The sequence below is a fragment of the Actinomyces marseillensis genome, assembly GCF_900155605.1.
Classification (GTDB): domain Bacteria; phylum Actinomycetota; class Actinomycetes; order Actinomycetales; family Actinomycetaceae; genus Pauljensenia; species Pauljensenia marseillensis.
In genome coordinates, this window is record NZ_LT707420.1 from 1,577,298 (window position 1) to 1,594,232 (window position 16,935).

The window sequence follows — 16,935 nt, forward strand, 5'->3', positions numbered from 1 at the left end:
TCAAAGCGACGCTCACGAGAATCAGAAGAACGGAAATCACGCTCAGAACGGTCAAAACGACGACCATCGCGCTGATCACCGCGATCAAAACGCGAACGATCGGAACGCTCACCCCCACGACGGTCATCACGATCAAAACGACGACTCCCCCGGCCGTCGTCGCGCCCTGAGAAGCGACGGTCTCTAGAATCCCGGTCAAAACGCCCCGAACGCTCACCATCAAAGCGACGCTCACGAGAATCAGAAGAACGGAAATCACGCTCAGAACGGTCAAAACGACGACCATCGCGCTGATCACCGCGATCAAAACGCGAACGATCGGAACGCTCACCCCCACGACGGTCATCACGATCAAAACGACGACCATCGAAATTGCCACGGTCGCGATCGGCGAAGCGTCCCTGACGGTCGAAACCTTGCCCACCATCACGCGAGGAACGTCGATCGGAAGAATTGAAACGGCGCGGTCCACGAGAAGAATCGCCGCGAGAGTATGAACCGCCGTCTCCCCTTGATCCACGTCCGCGACGCTGCGAGGAGTCAAACCTATCTGCCACAATTCCTACTTTCTTCGGGCCCTTCGACCGCACCTATCTTGAATTAAAACTATGAACGCATCCAGCATAATGGGCGAGTAGCAAACAAGCCAGCGCGCTTGACAACCTGTGGATTGCCAAAAACTGTGGGATTGGCCTCGTCGACCGCGTTGCGTAAATCGTATCTGGGTGTCGTATCACCCAGCCTAGGCATCGTCGCGGTAGTCGGCCGCTCGCTCGCCTTGCGAGCATCAGTATATAAAGGTTTGGCCCCGGGACCGTGTGGGTTCCGGGGCCAAGCCGTTGAGTGTGTTGTGGCGGTGTCCTACTCTCCCACACCCTCCCAGGTGCAGTACCATCGGCGCTTGCGGGCTTAGCTTCCAGGTTCGGAATGGAGGCTGGGCGTTTCCCCGCGGCTATGACCACCACAAGACGGTTCAACCATATTCACTTAAACGCCCCCGAGTGTGTGCCGCGCGTTGGGCGTGGGGGTTTGTGTTGGTTGTGATCCGTATAGTGGCGACGAGCACTCTATAGTGTCTGTCAACCATGCGGTGTAAACAGTGTGGTTGATGTGTTTGTGTTTAGTGTCGGCCCATTAGTACCAGTCGGCTCACGAGCACCTCGCGGTGCTTCCACCTCTGGCCTATCAACCCGGTAGTCTGCCGGGGGCCTTCCACCCACAGGGGGGTGTGGAAACCTCATCTCAAAGCAAGTTTCCCGCTTAGATGCTTTCAGCGGTTATCTTTCCCGAACGTAGCCAACCAGCCATGCACCTGGCGGTACAACTGGCACACCAGAGGTTCGTCCATCCCGGTCCTCTCGTACTAGGGACGGCCCTTTTCAAGTTTCCTACGCGCACAGAGGATAGGGACCGAACTGTCTCACGACGTTCTGAACCCAGCTCGCGTACCGCTTTAATGGGCGAACAGCCCAACCCTTGGGACCAACTCCAGCCCCAGGATGCGACGAGCCGACATCGAGGTGCCAAACCATGCCGTCGATATGGACTCTTGGGCAAGATCAGCCTGTTATCCCCGGGGTACCTTTTATCCGTTGAGCGACCACGCACCCACGTGCCATGGCCGGATCACTAGTTCCTGCTTTCGCACCTGCTCGACCCGTCGGTCTCACAGTCAAGCTCCCTTGTACACTTGCACTCGCCACCTGATTACCAACCAGGCTGAGGGAACCTTTGAGCGCCTCCGTTACATTTTAGGAGGCAACCGCCCCAGTTAAACTACCCACCAGGCACTGTCCCCAACCCGGATCACGGGCCAAGGTTGAGGTGACCGCTTGAACCAGAATGGTATTTCAACGACGACTCCACCACGGCTGGCGCCGCAGCTTCACAGTCTCCCACCTATCCTACACAAGCACAAGCGAACACCAATACCAAGCTATAGTAAAGGTCCCGGGGTCTTTCCGTCCTTCTGCGCGAAACGAGCATCTTTACTCGTACTGCAATTTCGCCGAGTTCACGGTCGAGACAGCGGAGAAGTCGTTACGCCATTCGTGCAGGTCGGAACTTACCCGACAAGGAATTTCGCTACCTTAGGATGGTTATAGTTACCACCGCCGTTTACTGGGGCTTAAATTCACCGCTTCACACCCCAAGGGGCGTTGACGGTTCCTCTTAACCTTCCAGCACCGGGCAGGCGTCAGTGCGTATACATCGCCTTACGGCTTCGCACGCACCTGTGTTTTTGATAAACAGTCGCTTCTCCCTATTCTCTGCGACCCCCCGGCCCCACCAGCACGCGCGGCGCTGGGAAGCTAAGGGGTCCTCCTTCTCCCGAAGTTACGGAGGAATTTTGCCGAGTTCCTTGACCATGATTCACTCGAACGCCTCGGTATACTCTACCTGACCACCTGAGTCGGTTTAGGGTACGGGCGCCTTGCCCCCTCGCGTCGAGGCTTTTCTCGGCAGCATAGGATCACCACAAGTCCACACACACGTGCGTCCCTCATCAGTTCTCACCCACAGTGTCTCCCGGATTTACCTAGAAGACGGGCCACAACCTTAAATACGCCAAACCACCGGCGCACTGCAGCTACCTTTCTGCGTCACCCCTGTTAATACGCTTACCTCCACCACCGGGTCCCAAGACCAACCTCCACCCACACCCCGAAGGATACGAGTATTGGCCGGCAAAATTGGTTAGCATGATGATCTCAGTATTGGACGGTTGCTAGGCGGTACCAGAATATCAACTGGTTATCCATCGACTACGCCTGTCGGCCTCGCCTTAGGACCCGACTAACCCAGGGCGGATAAACCTAGCCCTGGAACCCTTAGTCAATCGGCGCTGCGGATTCTCACCGCAGATTCGCTACTCATGCCTGCATTCTCACTCCCACACAATCCACCAGAGGTTCCCCCCAGGCTTCACCTCATGCAGGACGCTCCCCTACCCAACAACACACCAACAATCATTCAATGACGCCAGCTATATGTGTTGCTGCCACAGCTTCGGCGGTACGCTTAAGCCCCGCTACATTGTCGGCGCGAAATCACTTGACCAGTGAGCTATTACGCACTCTTTCAAGGATGGCTGCTTCTAAGCCAACCTCCTGGTTGTCACCGCGACTCCACATCCTTTCCCACTTAGCGCACACTTAGGGGCCTTAGCTGATGATCTGGGCTGTTTCCCTCTCGACTACGAAGCTTATCCCCCGCAGTCTCACTGCCATGCTCAACCCTATTGGCATTCGGAGTTTGGCTGACGTCAGTAACCCACAGGGCCCATCGGCCATCCAGTAGCTCTACCTCCAACAGGAACCACACAACGCTGCACCTAAATGCATTTCGGGGAGAACCAGCTATCACGGAGTTTGATTGGCCTTTCACCCCTACCCACAGCTCATCCCCCAGGTTTTCAACCCTGGTGGGTTCGGTCCTCCACAAAGTCTTACCCTTGCTTCAACCTGGCCATGGGTAGATCACCCCGCTTCGGGTCCAGAACACGCGACAAACGCCATATTTCAGACTCGCTTTCGCTACGCATACCCCACACGGGTTAAGCACGCCACATGCCACTGACTCGCAGGCTCATTCTTCAAAAGGCACGCCATCACCCCACAAGGCTCTGACGGCTTAAAAGCATCCGGTTTCAGGTACTATTTCACTCCCCTCCCGGGGTACTTTTCACCATTCCCTCACGGTACTATGCACTATCGGTCACTCAGTAGTATTTAGGCTTACCAGGTGGTCCTGGCAGATTCACACGAGATTTCACGAGTCCCGCACTACTCGGGAACACAACCCACACAACATGTCACCGGCTGGCCTACGCGACTATCACGCACTACGGTCCCCCATCCCAAGAGGTTCAACCACCAACAACACACCATGCCCACCCCCGGCAGAAGGCGAACGATCATGCCCCACAACACCCCATGCGCAACGGCCGCCGCCTATCACACGCACAAGGTTTAGCCTCCTCCGCTTTCGCTCGCCACTACTCACGGAATATCTTCTCCTACGGGTACTGAGATGTTTCACTTCCCCGCGTTCCCCCCACCACCCTATTTCATTCAAGTGATGGTAACTGGCCATAACACCAGCTAGGTTCCCCCATTCGGAAATCCTTAGATCAACGCTCGCTCGTCAACTCCCTAAGGCATATCGCAGACCGCCACGTCCTTCATCAGCTCTGAGTGCCAAGGCATCCACCGAATGCCCACAAAAACTAAACAAAACCACAGACACAAAAAACAATAAAAGAAACAAAACCCTAAAACAAAAAAAATTTTAGAGAACAGGTTTCAATTGCAATAAAGATGCTCATCAACCACTATACAGATCACAAACAACACACCACACAACCACCAACACCAAAAAACCCGGTGCCAACAGTCGTGGGCTACTCGCCCAACAGGTGTTGAACGTGAACCCGACAGCATGCTTGCCTCTTGCACAACAATTTATGCCCAACCCAAAAACGCACCCACACCCACCACCCAAAAGGGGCAGCGTCCTAATGCAGGCACAAGAAACACACACAACCCGAAAAAACCCCAGGCCGTATGCATCCCCCAAATGGGCTCCCTAGAAAGGAGGTGATCCAGCCGCACCTTCCGGTACGGCTACCTTGTTACGACTTCGTCCCAATCGCCAATCCCACCTTCGACCACTCCCCCCAAACGGTTAGGCCATGGGCTTCGGGTGTTACCAACTTTCGTGACGTGACGGGCGGTGTGTACAAGGCCCGAGAACGTATTCACCGCAGCGTTGCTGATCTGCGATTACTAGCGACTCCACCTTCATGGGGTCGAGTTGCAGACCCCAATCCGAACTGAGACCGGCTTTAAGGGATTCGCTCCACCTCACAGTATCGCAACCCTCTGTACCAGCCATTGTAGCATGCGTGAAGCCCAAGACATAAGGGGCATGATGATTTGACGTCATCCCCACCTTCCTCCGAGTTAACCCCGGCAGTCCCCCACGAGTCCCCACCATAACGTGCTGGCAACATAGGGCAAGGGTTGCGCTCGTTGCGGGACTTAACCCAACATCTCACGACACGAGCTGACGACAACCATGCACCACCTGCACACGACCAACTAAATGCCACCACATCTCTGCAGTGCCGCCGTGCATGTCAAGCCTTGGTAAGGTTCTTCGCGTTGCATCGAATTAATCCGCATGCTCCGCCGCTTGTGCGGGCCCCCGTCAATTCCTTTGAGTTTTAGCCTTGCGGCCGTACTCCCCAGGCGGGGCACTTAAAGCGTTAGCTACGGCGCAGAAACCACGGGTGGCCCCCACACCTAGTGCCCAACGTTTACAGCGTGGACTACCAGGGTATCTAATCCTGTTCGCTCCCCACGCTTTCGCTCCTCAGCGTCAGTAACGGCCCAGAGACCCGCCTTCGCCACCGGTGTTCTTCCTGATATCTGCGCATTCCACCGCTACACCAGGAGTTCCAGTCTCCCCTACCGCACTCAAGTCTGCCCGTACCCACCGCACGCCCCCAGTTAAGCCAGAGGATTTCACGGCAGACGCGACAAACCGCCTACAAGCCCTTTACGCCCAATAATTCCGGACAACGCTCGCACCCTACGTATTACCGCGGCTGCTGGCACGTAGTTAGCCGGTGCTTCTTTACCCACTACCCTCACCACAACCTTGAGTTGCGGCTTGACCATGAGCGAAAGAGGTTTACAACCCGAAGGCCTCCATCCCTCACGCGGCGTCGCTGCATCAGGCTTTCGCCCATTGTGCAATATTCCCCACTGCTGCCTCCCGTAGGAGTCTGGGCCGTATCTCAGTCCCAATGTGACCGGTCACCCTCTCAGGCCGGTTACCCGTCAAAGCCTTGGTAAGCCATCACCCCACCAACAAGCTGATAGGCCGCGAGCCCATCCCCCACCAGAAAAAACCTTTCCACCACCCCCCATGCGAAGGACAGTGAATACCCGGTATTAGCAGCCGTTTCCGACCGTTATCCCAAAGAAGAGGGCAGGTTACTCACGTGTTACTCACCCGTTCGCCACTCATCCAGCCCAGCAAGCTGAGCCTTCAGCGTTCGACTTGCATGTGTTAAGCACGCCGCCAGCGTTCGTCCTGAGCCAGGATCAAACTCTCCGAACAAAACTGTAAAAACAATAAGCCCGGAAAACCCACCACAAAAACGCGGCAAGCAATCCCAACCAAAAAAAATACTCAAAAACAAAAAACAGGCATAAAAACAAAAAACAAACACACTATCGAGTTCACAAACAACACCCCCACATCTGCAATTCACCCGAGGCGAATCTCAAAGGGGCTTTCGCGCTTTGCAACGTTTCCGTCGCCCTCAGCGCAACGAGTTATAGATTAGGCCGTTTAGGGGCTCGTCGTCAAATCAAAACACTATGATGACGAGCACACCTTGAAAAACAGCTCATCGGACCGCAACTACAGCCAGATTCCTGCGACCTTTACGGATCAAAACCAAGCCACCTGCCAAGAGGTCATCGGCACGCAGCACAGCCTCTTCGTCTTCGACCTTGACCTTATTGACGTAAGCTCCACCACCCGCGAGGGTACGACGTGCAGCACTACGCCCCTTCTCCAGTCCGGTCTCGACAAGAGCGTCAATAAGAGAGTCCCCCAACGAAAGCTCCGCGCGGGGAAGGTCACTGGTAGCTGCTGCCAGGGTGGCCTCGTCAATGGAAGAAAGGTCTCCGCTCCCCCACAGCGCGTCGGTCGCAGCCTGCACGCGCGCAAGCTCCTCGTCACCGTGGACCAAAGCAGTCACGCTCGCAGCCAAGGCCTTCTGGGCAGCACGCTCATGCGGGCGCTCGGCAACTTCCACCTCAAGCGCCTCAATTTCTTCGCGCGAGAGGAAAGTGAAGATCTTCAAGAAGCGAACGACGTCGTCATCGGCGACCTGCAACCAGAACTGATAGAAGGCGTACGGGCTCATCATCTCGGGGTCGAGCCAAATTGCACCACCCTCGGACTTACCGAACTTTGTTCCGTCAGCCTTAGTAATAATGGGCGTCGTCATGACGTGGGTATCAGCGCCCTCGACCTTGTGAATCAGGTCGACGCCGCCAACCATATTGCCCCACTGGTCGTTTCCACCGGTCTCTAGCGTGCAACCGTAACGACGGAAGAGCTCGAGGTAGTCGTTCGCCTGAAGAACCTGGTAGGAAAACTCGGTGTATGAAATACCTTCATCAGAAGCGATACGACGAGCAACAATGTCCTTATTCAGCATGGTGCCCACGCGGAAGTACTTACCGATCCCGCGCAGAAGATCGATTGCACTCATCTCCTGGGTCCAGTCCAGGTTATTCACCATGCAAGCCGCTGCAGGCCCCTCGAAATCCAAGAATCGTGAAATCTGTGCGCGCAAACGGTCGGCCCAGCCCTGAACAACTTCAGTCGGTTGAAGCTGACGCTCGCCACTTTGGCGAGGATCACCAATCTGGCCCGTCGCACCGCCAACAAGAGCAAGCGGCTTATGTCCAGCCAGTTGCAAGTGACGCATAACGATCAGCTGAACCAAGTGTCCATGGTGAAGAGACGGAGCAGTGGGATCATAGCCGCAATAGAAAGTGACCGGGCCCGCAGCGAAGTGAGCGCGAAGCGCGTCAAGGTCGGTGTGCTGAGCAATCAGACCACGCCATTGGAGGTCGTCAATAATATCGGTCACTGAATTTTCCTCTTCCTATTGGAATGACATTCAAGTCATAGTTTACGCGATAAGTGTTCGCCTCTGTGGAAGCGTTCGTTTTACCTTTACGAGGCCGCGGTGGTGCTAGTCCGGCCGCCAGGGAGTGCTCGGCGGGGAGGGTGGAAGTCGTAGGACTCTGCACGAACCTTCAACCAAGTTGCAAAGGCAACGAAGAGCACCCAATTGCCTTCCGTCAAGAGACGCGACTCTGTAAAAGACTGCACAAACATTGCCAGCATCAGAACTGCAGCCAAAGTAGGCACTAAATCAGTTTCAAGATCGCGTAGCGCAACTCGGAAGATACGAATCATCACCCACAAAACAGCGAAGGCCAAAAGCATAAGACCGACGATTCCGGTCTGGAACAGAGCCTCAATGTAGGCATTGTGTGCCTGCATAGTAGGAGTGCCGTCGGGACGAACAACCAAGTTCTTAAACAGAGGCAACCACGGCGGCCACAAAACAACCCAACCCCATCCAAGGAAGGGGTGCTGCTGCCACAGCTCCAAGAGCTTCTGCCAGATCACACCTCGGCCAGTCATATCAGAACTGCGACCCAGCAAGATAGTGACTTGGTCCTTCATGATGACGGCGACCAAGAGGAAACTTGCCGCGGCAGTAAGAGCGACGCGGACAGCGAAGCGACGTTCATAAAAGCCCAAGCGGCGAATAATCAAGAAGAAAACAAGGGCGCTCACCGAGACGAGCATGGCAACAAAAACGGTCGCAGAGCCGGTCAAAACTAAAATACCCACACACGCAAGGAGCCACGCTCCATTACGCAGGTGATGTGTCTTGTCCTCAACCCAAAGAACCAAAACGGAGAGCATGAGCAGAAGCGCAATGAAGGCAAGCGGATTCCGGTTTCCCACAAAACCCTGAATCGGTCCGCCTTTGAAGAGAGCGTCATTCACCCAGTAATAGAGTTCCGGTACTTCTTTCCAATTGCGCATATACATCGGCGGTATGCGATGCCCAACCACCAAGGACACCCATAATTCGAGGGCATAGGAGGCAGCAATGATGATCTTCATCGCCTGAGTGAAGACATCCAACATCTGTCGAAGCGGAAATGCAATCGCAACGAGAACCCCCGCCGAACTTGTCGCCAGAGTAATCAAGGCTGAGCCAAAAGTCTCTAAACGATACTGGCTCCATATCACCGATAAACAACAGACCAGAATGTAGGAAGAAACCGAAAGAGACAATCGGCGCAGCGTCACTGCCCTACCCGCAAGGAAGAAAACCACCCACGCAGCAATGAGGACGATCCCCGCAATCACTCCGAAACCGACCCAGCCAAAAAGATTACGTACCCCTTGGCCGCCAAAAGCCAAGAAGAATATCGCAACGCCTACGGCCGGCAGTAGAGATTCGGCCCTCGAACTCACTGTTGTACTCACGTAATTCCTCAAGACTAGAACCAGTTCCAGTAGGGAGAATAGCCGTAAGAAGGCATGCCCGCTAGCCACACGGCTAACGGGCATGTTCTACACAGCAATTCTCTTCAAGAAAACAGCCTCTTACAGGACGCTTTGATGCGATCCGCCTCCGGCCAAAGAGGTCAAATATTCTTGGGCGTTAAGCGCTCCCTGATCGGAAGTGCAGATGATCAAAACCGTGTCGTCACCCGCGATTGTTCCCACGACATCGTCGATACGAGCCACATCGAGAGCTGAACCCAAAAGGTTTGCCGCGCCAACCAGAGTGCGCAAAACCAATTGATTGCCTACGCAGGTTGAAGTCACAAGAAGGGTCTGAAGCCACCGCTGCAAGCGTTCAACGCTGGCCTCAGCTTCGTGCGATTGAGAACCATCTGCGTTAGGGACCGAATAAATCAACGTACCCGAGCGGTCACGCATTTTCGTCGCGCGCATTTCCATAAGATCACGCGACAAAGTTGCCTGGGTGACCTCAATACCGAGAGTCCCCAAAGCAGAACGCAGTTGTTCCTGAGAACTAATAGTTTGGGAGACTAACAGATTGCGAATTGCTGCATGGCGCCCAGCCTTCGTCTGCGGTGTCGCTTCAGATGACATCAAAATCCCCTTAATTAGTCGCGAATCGACGTTGACTCCACTCCCGTTCAGGCAAGTATAAGGGAAGAAAGGGGGCCTATGCGAAAATCGGATCGCATAGGCCCCTTCCATCGACATTCAGCCGCGGAATATCGAAGTTATTGACGTGTCAGCTCTTGAGCAATGCCGTGAGCCCATTCATCGATTGCATCCCAATCACGGAAATCGCCTTCCACTGCACCCGCGAGGCGAACGATCGCCCTCTCACGAAGCGAAAGAAGAGAAGGATCGTAGCGTCCCGCAAAAGAACGCAACTCCTTCGCATCGATACGTGTCAGCACAGGACCAATCCGGCTGGGATCCTGAGGCACGTGCTTGGGGACACCGTTCATGCCAACGGAAAAAGCCCACACCGGCATCTTGTGCAGTTCCTGCGCAAAACGCTCCATAAAATCATGGGCGGCGGGCATCCACTGAGTCATGTAGACAGCAGAACCGCAAATAACGGCGTCAAATCCCTCAAGAGAGTCAACGTCTTGCGGCGGTTTGCAGACAACCTCGAGGCCATCAACCTTCAGCCTGCGAGCAATCGCTTCTGCAACTTCTGTGGTTGCACCATGCTGCGAAGCTGCAGTCAGCAAAACCTTCATTGATACTCCTTCACACACGAGCCTGGCTTCATCCTAACAAGGCGCAACCAGATCACCCGCGAAGCGTTGCCCCTAAAACCTTCTCCGTCTTTGCGATGACATCCGCACGGACCTTCTGTACCTCATCGGGAGTCAGAGTGTGGTCACTGGCGCGAAGACGCAGAGAGAAGGCCAAAGAACGGAATCCTTCGGGAACCTGGTCGCCCTCGTATACGTCGAAGAGCGAAAGATCCTCAATGAGAGCGCCCGCCGCCTGGCGAATAACCTGCTCAACACGAGAAACAGGCAGGTCATTGGCAACAACCAGAGCAAGATCTTCCTTCGCTGCCGGATACGTCGAAACAGGCTTGACTTGCAAAGGCTCATCACTGATGAGAGCGATCAGTGCATCCAAGTCCAGTTCGAAGGCACATGAACGCGCCGGAAGTCCGAAAGCCTTGCAGGTCTTCGGTGAGAGCTCACCCGCCAAGGCGAGTTCGACGAAATCCTTACCCTTTCGCGCAAAGATTCGCGCGACCCGACCCGGGTGGTAGGGAGCAACTTCAGCGGGATCCGTTGCTGCCTCGGGGAGACGAGGCCCCTTGTGACTCATCGGCTGCGCAAGCCACGCACGCGTCACTTCGATACGTACGCCCAGCTGATCAGCAATCGATCGCACCGCCTGGACTGCGTCCGCCCAATCGAAAGAACGCTGAGCGGAGAGGATTCCTGCCGGCAGTGCTTGACCCGCGAGAACAGCACCAACATGCCACGGCTGCGGAGGAGTTCCAGCTTCCAATGCAGCAAGCTGCTCGTCACTGGGACGATGCTCGGCCGAAATCAGTCCCGTAGGAACGACGCCCTGACTGTGCACCACCTTCGCAACTTCATAAATTGCAACTGAGGGAATCCCGCGCGCACAGTTGCGGGCCGCTACGTCAAGAAGTGTGTCCAAAACCGAGGTACGCAGTAACGGCGCATCATCAGCAAGAGGATTACGCAGTTTGACCGCCTGACGGCGAGGATCGTCTTCCTTCATTCCCTGGCGATCGAAAGAATCAGAAACGAAGGGATAGCTCTCTACCTGCGTCAAGCCTGCATGCGCGAGTCCTTGGGCGACCAAACGTCGTGCGCGCTGGGCAAGCGTCAGGCCTGTTCCAGCGGGAGCAGTCGGAAGAACCGAAGGAATATTGTCGTAACCATCAAGACGCGCAATTTCCTCGACGAAGTGAGCGGCTCCCGTCAAGTCGGGGCGCCATGAGGGAGGCGTCACGCGTACACGTTCATCGTCAATGGCCTCGATAGCGCAACCAACTTCTTCGAGCAGCTGACGGACGCGTTCGGGCGTGTAGGCAACACCGGTCAAACGCTCAGCATCACTGAGTGCGAACTCATAGCTCGTCGGTTCAGGCAAGTTATTGAGGTCAAAGACCGCAGGATCCGCATGACCGCCACCGTATTGAACGAGGAGATCGACAGCGCGCTGTGCTGCAATCGCGGGAAGAAGCGGGTCAGTTCCACGTTCAAAACGCTTCGCGGCCTCGGAATGCAATTTATGACGACGAGAGGAACGCGCGATCGATACCGCGTCGAAGTGCGCGGCCTCGAGAAGGATGTCCGTCGTCAAATCCTCGACCTCGGAATATGCACCGCCCATCACACCGGCGATCCCCAGAAGGCGCGATCCTTCCTCGCCACTAGGCGAATCAGAAATGACCAAATCCTGAGGATCCAGAGTGCGCGCAACCTCGTCCAAAGTCGTCAGCTCTTCACCCGGACGTGCGCGACGAACAACGATCGGAGCTTCAAGAGCAGCAAGATCGTAGGCGTGCATCGGCTGGCCAAGGTCAAGCATCACGTAATTGGTGATATCCACAGCCAAAGAAAGCGAGCGCATTCCCGCCATTTCAAGCCGCTCAACCATCCAACGAGGCGTGGGAGCTGCAGGATTGACGCCGCGCACAATTCGAGTCACAAAGCGATCTGCGCCGCAGCGTCCGTGAATAGGGGCATCGTCAGCGACAACAACGGGGAATCCGGCCTCGTTCGCCTCGGGAACGGACTCAACGAGAGTCCCCACAAGACCCGGGTCACGGAAAGCCGAACCCGTCGAGTGGGAGAATTCGCGCGCAACTCCTCGCATCGAGAAGCAATACCCTCGATCCGGCGTCACGTTGATCTCAAGAACTTCCTCGCCCAAACCAAGGAAAGAAATCACGCTCTGGCCAACAGCGGGAAGATCTGCTTCCGGGAAGTCCTTCTGCAAGACGATAATGCCATTGTGGTCCTCGCCCAAGCCAAGTTCGCGCGCCGAGCACATCATTCCATCAGAGACGTGGCCGTAAGTCTTTCGTGCGGCAATCTCGAAAGGTCCGGGAAGAACAGCACCCGGCAGGGAGACAACAACTAGGTCATTGACATCAAAGTTGTGCGCACCGCAGATAATGCCGCGCGAGGGAAGATCGCTGGGCTCTTTTCCAGTGCCGGGCGCGTCATTATGTTCTCCGACGTCCACACGGCAGTAGTTGACCGTCTTACCATTCGAGGCTTCGAATTCCTCGCGGCTGAGCACACGGCCCACGACGAGAGGCCCCGTAACGCGCGCGGGGTGGATGGTTTCTTCTTCGAGTCCGACGCGAACTAAAGCAGCCGCGAGTTCTTCGGTTGTCATTGCCGGGTCTGCATCGACATAGTCACGCAGCCAGCTCATTGGAACCATTGGCATATCAGTTGCCCCTTCCCATTCCGTTAACACCGAATTGCTCGGAGAAACGCACATCTCCTTCAACGATGTCGTGCATATCGGCAATACCGTCACGAAGCATCAACGTGCGTTCAACACCAACGCCAAATGCAATACCCGTGTAAACCTCGGGATCGATACCCGTTGCTCGAAGAACATTCGGGTTGACCATTCCGCAGCCACCCCATTCGATCCATCCGGCTCCGCCCTTCTTCTGGGGGAACCACAAATCCATCTCCGCGCTGGGTTCGGTAAAGGGGAAGAAAGAGGGACGCAAACGGGTCTTCGCATCGGGGCCAAACATGTGACGGGCGAAGTGGTCGAGCACGCCCTTCAAGTGCGCCATTGTCAGCCCGCGATCAATTGCGAGGCCCTCAACCTGGTGGAAGACCGGGGTGTGCGTTGCATCAAGAGCATCGGATCGGAAAACCTTACCGGGGCACGCCATGTACAGCGGCACGCCTCGAGAAAGGATCGAACGCGATTGCACAGGCGAAGTGTGCGTACGCATCACCAGGTGAGCGTCTTCTTCACCGTCTCCCCCGACGCTGCGACCGTCGATGTAGAGGGTGTCCTGCATCTGACGTGCGGGGTGATCAATATCGAAATTCAAGGAGTCGAAGTTGAACCATTCGTGTTCAATTTCCGGTCCTTCGGCGATTTGCCATCCCATTCCGATGAAGAAATCTGAGATCTCTTCCATGATCGTTTCGAGGGGATGACGGGCGCCTGCGCGAGCGCGAGCGGTCGGGATTGTGATGTCCACGGCCTCGCTGACCAAAACTTGCGCATCGTGACGCTCTTGAAGGAGTTCCTGGCGTTCCTGCAGAGCTGCATTAATCTGCGAACGTGCAGATCCCAGCAGACGACCGGCAAGACCGCGATCTTTCGGGTCAAGTTTGCCGATACCGCGGTTTGCCTGGACGAGAGCGGCTGAGTCTCCCATAAACTCCAGGCGCACGGCCTTCAATTCATCGAGGTCTTCAGTGTGAGCGATCGCCTGGGTTGCCTGAGTGACAAGCTCTTCAATTGCGTGCTCATCTAAGGGATTGAGGCCACCAGCGGTGCCGGTCATGTCCTACTCTCCTATGATTGGGTCAGCATTTTGCCTCGTGACAGGACGAGGATTTCTTCCATTGTAGGTCAACAGCTTCTTCCGGCTGGAATGAAGCCGCAGTGCGGACTACTCTCAAAGTGCGACGAAAGGACAACAATGACGGGTTACCTCGCTGACGATTCAACTGCTTCAGCTCCCCTGCGTTCACTCTCGCCACAGCCCGGACGTGGACCGCTGGATAAGAAGCGCATCCGTATTCAGCATCTCCAAGCGGCTAAAGAACAGGGCGTCAGAATATCGATGCTGACCGCTTATGACGCTCTCACCGCTTCGATCTTTGATCGGGCGGGGATCGATATGATTTTGGTTGGGGATTCGCTGGGCAATGTTGTGCTGGGGTATTCCTCTACTCTTCCCGTAACCCTCGATGATATGGAACGCGCAACTGCCGCTGTTGCCCGTGCAGCATCCCGTGCTTTGATCGTCGCTGACCTTCCTTTTGGCACCTACGAGGCCTCACCTGAGCAGGCTTTCGCCAGTGCAGCACGACTCATGAAAGCCGGTGCGCACGCCGTCAAGCTCGAAGGAGGCGCGGCGCGAGCTGAAACTGTTGCTCTGCTTGCAGGCGGGGGAATCCCCGTCGTCGCACACCTCGGCTATACTCCCCAATCCGAAAATTCCTTGGGGGGACCGCGTATGCAGGGACGCGGAGAAGGCGCAAAGAAGCTGATGGAAGATGCTCGCGCATTAGAAGCCGCCGGTGCATTCGCAGTCGTTTTTGAAATGGTTCCTGAGCCCGTTGCAACGCAGCTCACAAAGGAACTTTCCATCATTACGATCGGGATCGGAGCAGGCCCTCACACGGACGGACAGGTCCTTGTTTGGTCCGATATGGCTGGCATGACCTCCTGGTCCCCATCTTTTGCCCGTCGCTTTGCGGAACTCGGCCGTGAACTTCAATCGGCAGCAAGCAGCTACATTTCCGCCGTTCGCAGTGGCGATTTTCCCGGTTCAGATAACTACCGTAGTGAATGAGGTTGAATCAACAATGTCGCAATCACTTGGCGCAAAGCGTGCTCCGCTTGGAACTTTGAAGCCCGGTAAGATCTCACCGCGTCGTGCGGTTCCCGCACACATCGACCGTCCTGAGTACATGTATCACTCAGGTCCCGAAGTCGTCACTGCCGGCGATATTAAAAGCCCCGAAACGATTGAAAAGATCCGTGTGGCTGGCCGTATCGCTGCTCAGGCGCTGCAGGTAGTCGGTGAAGCAGTTCGTCCCGGGGTAACGACGGACGAATTGGATCGTATAGGCCACGAGTTCATCATTTCGCATAATGCCTATCCGTCATGTCTGGGTTACATGGGATTCCCCAAATCCCTGTGTACCTCGATTAATGAAGTGATCTGCCATGGTATCCCTGATGATCGGCCCCTCGAAGACGGGGACATCGTCAATGTCGATATCACGGCGTACTACGACGGTGTTCACGGCGATACCTGTGCGATGTTCGAGGTAGGAAATGTCGACGAAGAGTCCCATCTCCTCATTGAACGTACCCGTAACGCAATGATGCGCGGCATCAAAGCTGTGCGCCCCGGTCGCGAGATTAACGTCATCGGTCGAGTGATTGAATCCTATGCGCATCGCTTTGACTACGGTGTCGTTCGTGATTTCACCGGGCACGGCGTCGGTGAAGCATTCCACTCAGGCTTGATTGTTCCCCACTACGATGCGGCTCCTGCGCATAACGAAGTCATGGAAGAAGGCATGGTTTTCACCATCGAACCCATGCTCAATCTGGGCGGAATTGAGTGGGAGCAGTGGGATGACGATTGGACTGTCGTCACGAAGGATCGCGGCCGATCAGCACAATTTGAGCACACGATCGTCGTGACTGAAGACGGTGCAGAAATCCTGACTCTTCCCTGATACGGAAGCAAACTTTTATCCGTTCTGGTTGGCAGTTATTCTTAGTAGTGCGGCCACTCAAAGGAGAAGAACATGAAACTCGCATGCGGAATTGATATCGGCGGTTCAGGCGTCAAAGGCGCACTTGTCGACCTCACAACGGGAACATACTCCGGCGAGAGTGTTCTCATTGAGACACCGTCCCCTGCAACGCCAGATGCTGTTGCACAGGTGTGCGGTCAGGTCCTTGAAACGCTTGGCGTCACACCAGAAATTCCGGTTGGAATTACTTTCCCCGCTCCCATCGTGCACGGGCGCGTTCCCTTCATGGCTAACCTCGATCCTTCTTGGGCGGGAATCGATGTCGTTGAGCTCATGGATCGTCATTTGGGGCGCACTATCGTTGCCCTTAACGATGCGGATGCCGCGGGACTTGGCGAAGCCATTTACGGCGCTGCACGAGGCGTTCCCGGTGTCGTCATTGTGACGACGCTCGGAACTGGAATCGGCTCGGCAATCATCAACGACGGGATCCTTCTGCCCAACTCCGAGCTCGGCCACCTCGAGATCGACGGCCACGATGCCGAAACTCAGGCTTCAGCAGGCCAGAAAACAGCACAGAATCTGGATTGGGTCACGTGGGCTGGTCGTCTTCAGCGCTACTACTCACACGTTGAGATGCTCTTCTCCCCCGATCTCTTTGTCATCGGTGGCGGCGTGAGCGCCAACCATGAGAAGTTCCTCCCGCTCTTGAACCTGCGCACTCCCGTTGTGCCGGCAATCTTGCGCAACACTGCCGGCATCGTTGGAGCAGCTTTCGAGGCCGCACGCGAGTCTCGCGCGTAACGCAGGAGGGGTTCTCCCTTTCGATCAT

General features: G+C 55.6%; 9 protein-coding genes, 3 rRNA genes and 1 pseudogene. 3 read left to right on the forward strand and 10 right to left on the reverse strand.

Annotation, left to right across the window (positions count from 1 at the left end; all coding sequences use genetic code 11):
- From BQ8011_RS06960 to pheS, 10 genes and pseudogenes are all read right to left on the reverse strand, one after another.
- A pseudogene (locus BQ8011_RS06960) lies at window positions 1–557 on the reverse strand (hypothetical protein); the annotation flags it as partial.
- A gap of 291 nt (window positions 558–848) precedes the next feature.
- Window positions 849–966, reverse strand: a 5S ribosomal RNA gene (gene rrf, locus BQ8011_RS06965).
- A 149-nt stretch (window positions 967–1,115) separates the two neighbouring features.
- Window positions 1,116–4,235, reverse strand: a 23S ribosomal RNA gene (locus BQ8011_RS06970).
- A 356-nt stretch (window positions 4,236–4,591) separates the two neighbouring features.
- Window positions 4,592–6,129 (reverse strand): 16S ribosomal RNA (locus BQ8011_RS06975).
- Together the 16S, 23S and 5S rRNA genes form the textbook arrangement of a ribosomal RNA operon.
- A gap of 292 nt (window positions 6,130–6,421) precedes the next feature.
- On the reverse strand, window positions 6,422–7,681 hold the full coding sequence (gene tyrS / locus BQ8011_RS06980; protein ID WP_072455905.1) for a tyrosine--tRNA ligase: 1,260 nt from the start codon (window positions 7,679–7,681) through the stop codon (window positions 6,422–6,424).
- A gap of 86 nt (window positions 7,682–7,767) precedes the next feature.
- Window positions 7,768–9,105 carry an O-antigen ligase family protein gene (locus BQ8011_RS06985; RefSeq protein ID WP_072455907.1) on the reverse strand — a complete coding sequence of 446 codons (1,338 nt, stop codon included), beginning with the start codon at window positions 9,103–9,105 and terminating at the stop codon, window positions 7,768–7,770.
- Between the two features lie 120 nt (window positions 9,106–9,225).
- Window positions 9,226–9,741, reverse strand: coding sequence for an arginine repressor (locus BQ8011_RS06990; RefSeq protein WP_081940758.1), 516 nt, complete (start codon window positions 9,739–9,741; stop codon window positions 9,226–9,228).
- A 137-nt stretch (window positions 9,742–9,878) separates the two neighbouring features.
- Entirely contained in the window at window positions 9,879–10,370 is a 492-nt protein-coding gene (locus BQ8011_RS06995) for a flavodoxin domain-containing protein (protein ID WP_072455909.1), read from the reverse strand.
- A gap of 52 nt (window positions 10,371–10,422) precedes the next feature.
- Window positions 10,423–13,074, reverse strand: coding sequence for a phenylalanine--tRNA ligase subunit beta (pheT, locus tag BQ8011_RS07000; RefSeq protein ID WP_072455911.1), 2,652 nt, complete (start codon window positions 13,072–13,074; stop codon window positions 10,423–10,425).
- A gap of 1 nt (window position 13,075) precedes the next feature.
- A complete protein-coding gene (gene pheS, locus BQ8011_RS07005) occupies window positions 13,076–14,167 on the reverse strand; it encodes a phenylalanine--tRNA ligase subunit alpha (protein WP_072455913.1) in 1,092 nt (363 codons plus the stop codon).
- 138 nt (window positions 14,168–14,305) lie between these two features.
- Between pheS and panB the strand changes: the two genes are divergently transcribed.
- From panB to ppgK, 3 genes are all read left to right on the forward strand, one after another.
- On the forward strand, window positions 14,306–15,184 hold the full coding sequence (gene panB / locus BQ8011_RS07010; protein WP_072455915.1) for a 3-methyl-2-oxobutanoate hydroxymethyltransferase: 879 nt from the start codon (window positions 14,306–14,308) through the stop codon (window positions 15,182–15,184).
- A gap of 13 nt (window positions 15,185–15,197) precedes the next feature.
- The gene (map, locus tag BQ8011_RS07015) at window positions 15,198–16,082 is read left to right on the forward strand and encodes a type I methionyl aminopeptidase (RefSeq protein WP_034501460.1); all 885 of its coding nucleotides are present in this window, start codon (window positions 15,198–15,200) and stop codon (window positions 16,080–16,082) included.
- Window positions 16,083–16,154: 72 nt separating this feature from the next.
- The gene (ppgK, locus tag BQ8011_RS07020; protein WP_072455917.1) at window positions 16,155–16,907 is read left to right on the forward strand and encodes a polyphosphate--glucose phosphotransferase; all 753 of its coding nucleotides are present in this window, start codon (window positions 16,155–16,157) and stop codon (window positions 16,905–16,907) included.
- The last annotated feature ends 28 nt before the right edge of the window (window positions 16,908–16,935 follow it).

What these genes read in the sequence shown, in the direction of transcription:
- BQ8011_RS06990 (WP_081940758.1), bottom strand. Translation starts at nt 9,741, where the DNA reads ATGTCATCTGAAGCGACACCGCAGACGAAGGCTGGGCGCCATGCAGCA.
- BQ8011_RS06995 (WP_072455909.1), bottom strand. Translation starts at nt 10,370, where the DNA reads ATGAAGGTTTTGCTGACTGCAGCTTCGCAGCATGGTGCAACCACAGAA.
- pheT (WP_072455911.1), bottom strand. Translation starts at nt 13,074, where the DNA reads ATGCCAATGGTTCCAATGAGCTGGCTGCGTGACTATGTCGATGCAGAC.
- pheS (WP_072455913.1), bottom strand. Translation starts at nt 14,167, where the DNA reads ATGACCGGCACCGCTGGTGGCCTCAATCCCTTAGATGAGCACGCAATT.
- panB (WP_072455915.1), top strand. Translation starts at nt 14,306, where the DNA reads ATGACGGGTTACCTCGCTGACGATTCAACTGCTTCAGCTCCCCTGCGT.
- map (WP_034501460.1), top strand. Translation starts at nt 15,198, where the DNA reads ATGTCGCAATCACTTGGCGCAAAGCGTGCTCCGCTTGGAACTTTGAAG.
- ppgK (WP_072455917.1), top strand. Translation starts at nt 16,155, where the DNA reads ATGAAACTCGCATGCGGAATTGATATCGGCGGTTCAGGCGTCAAAGGC.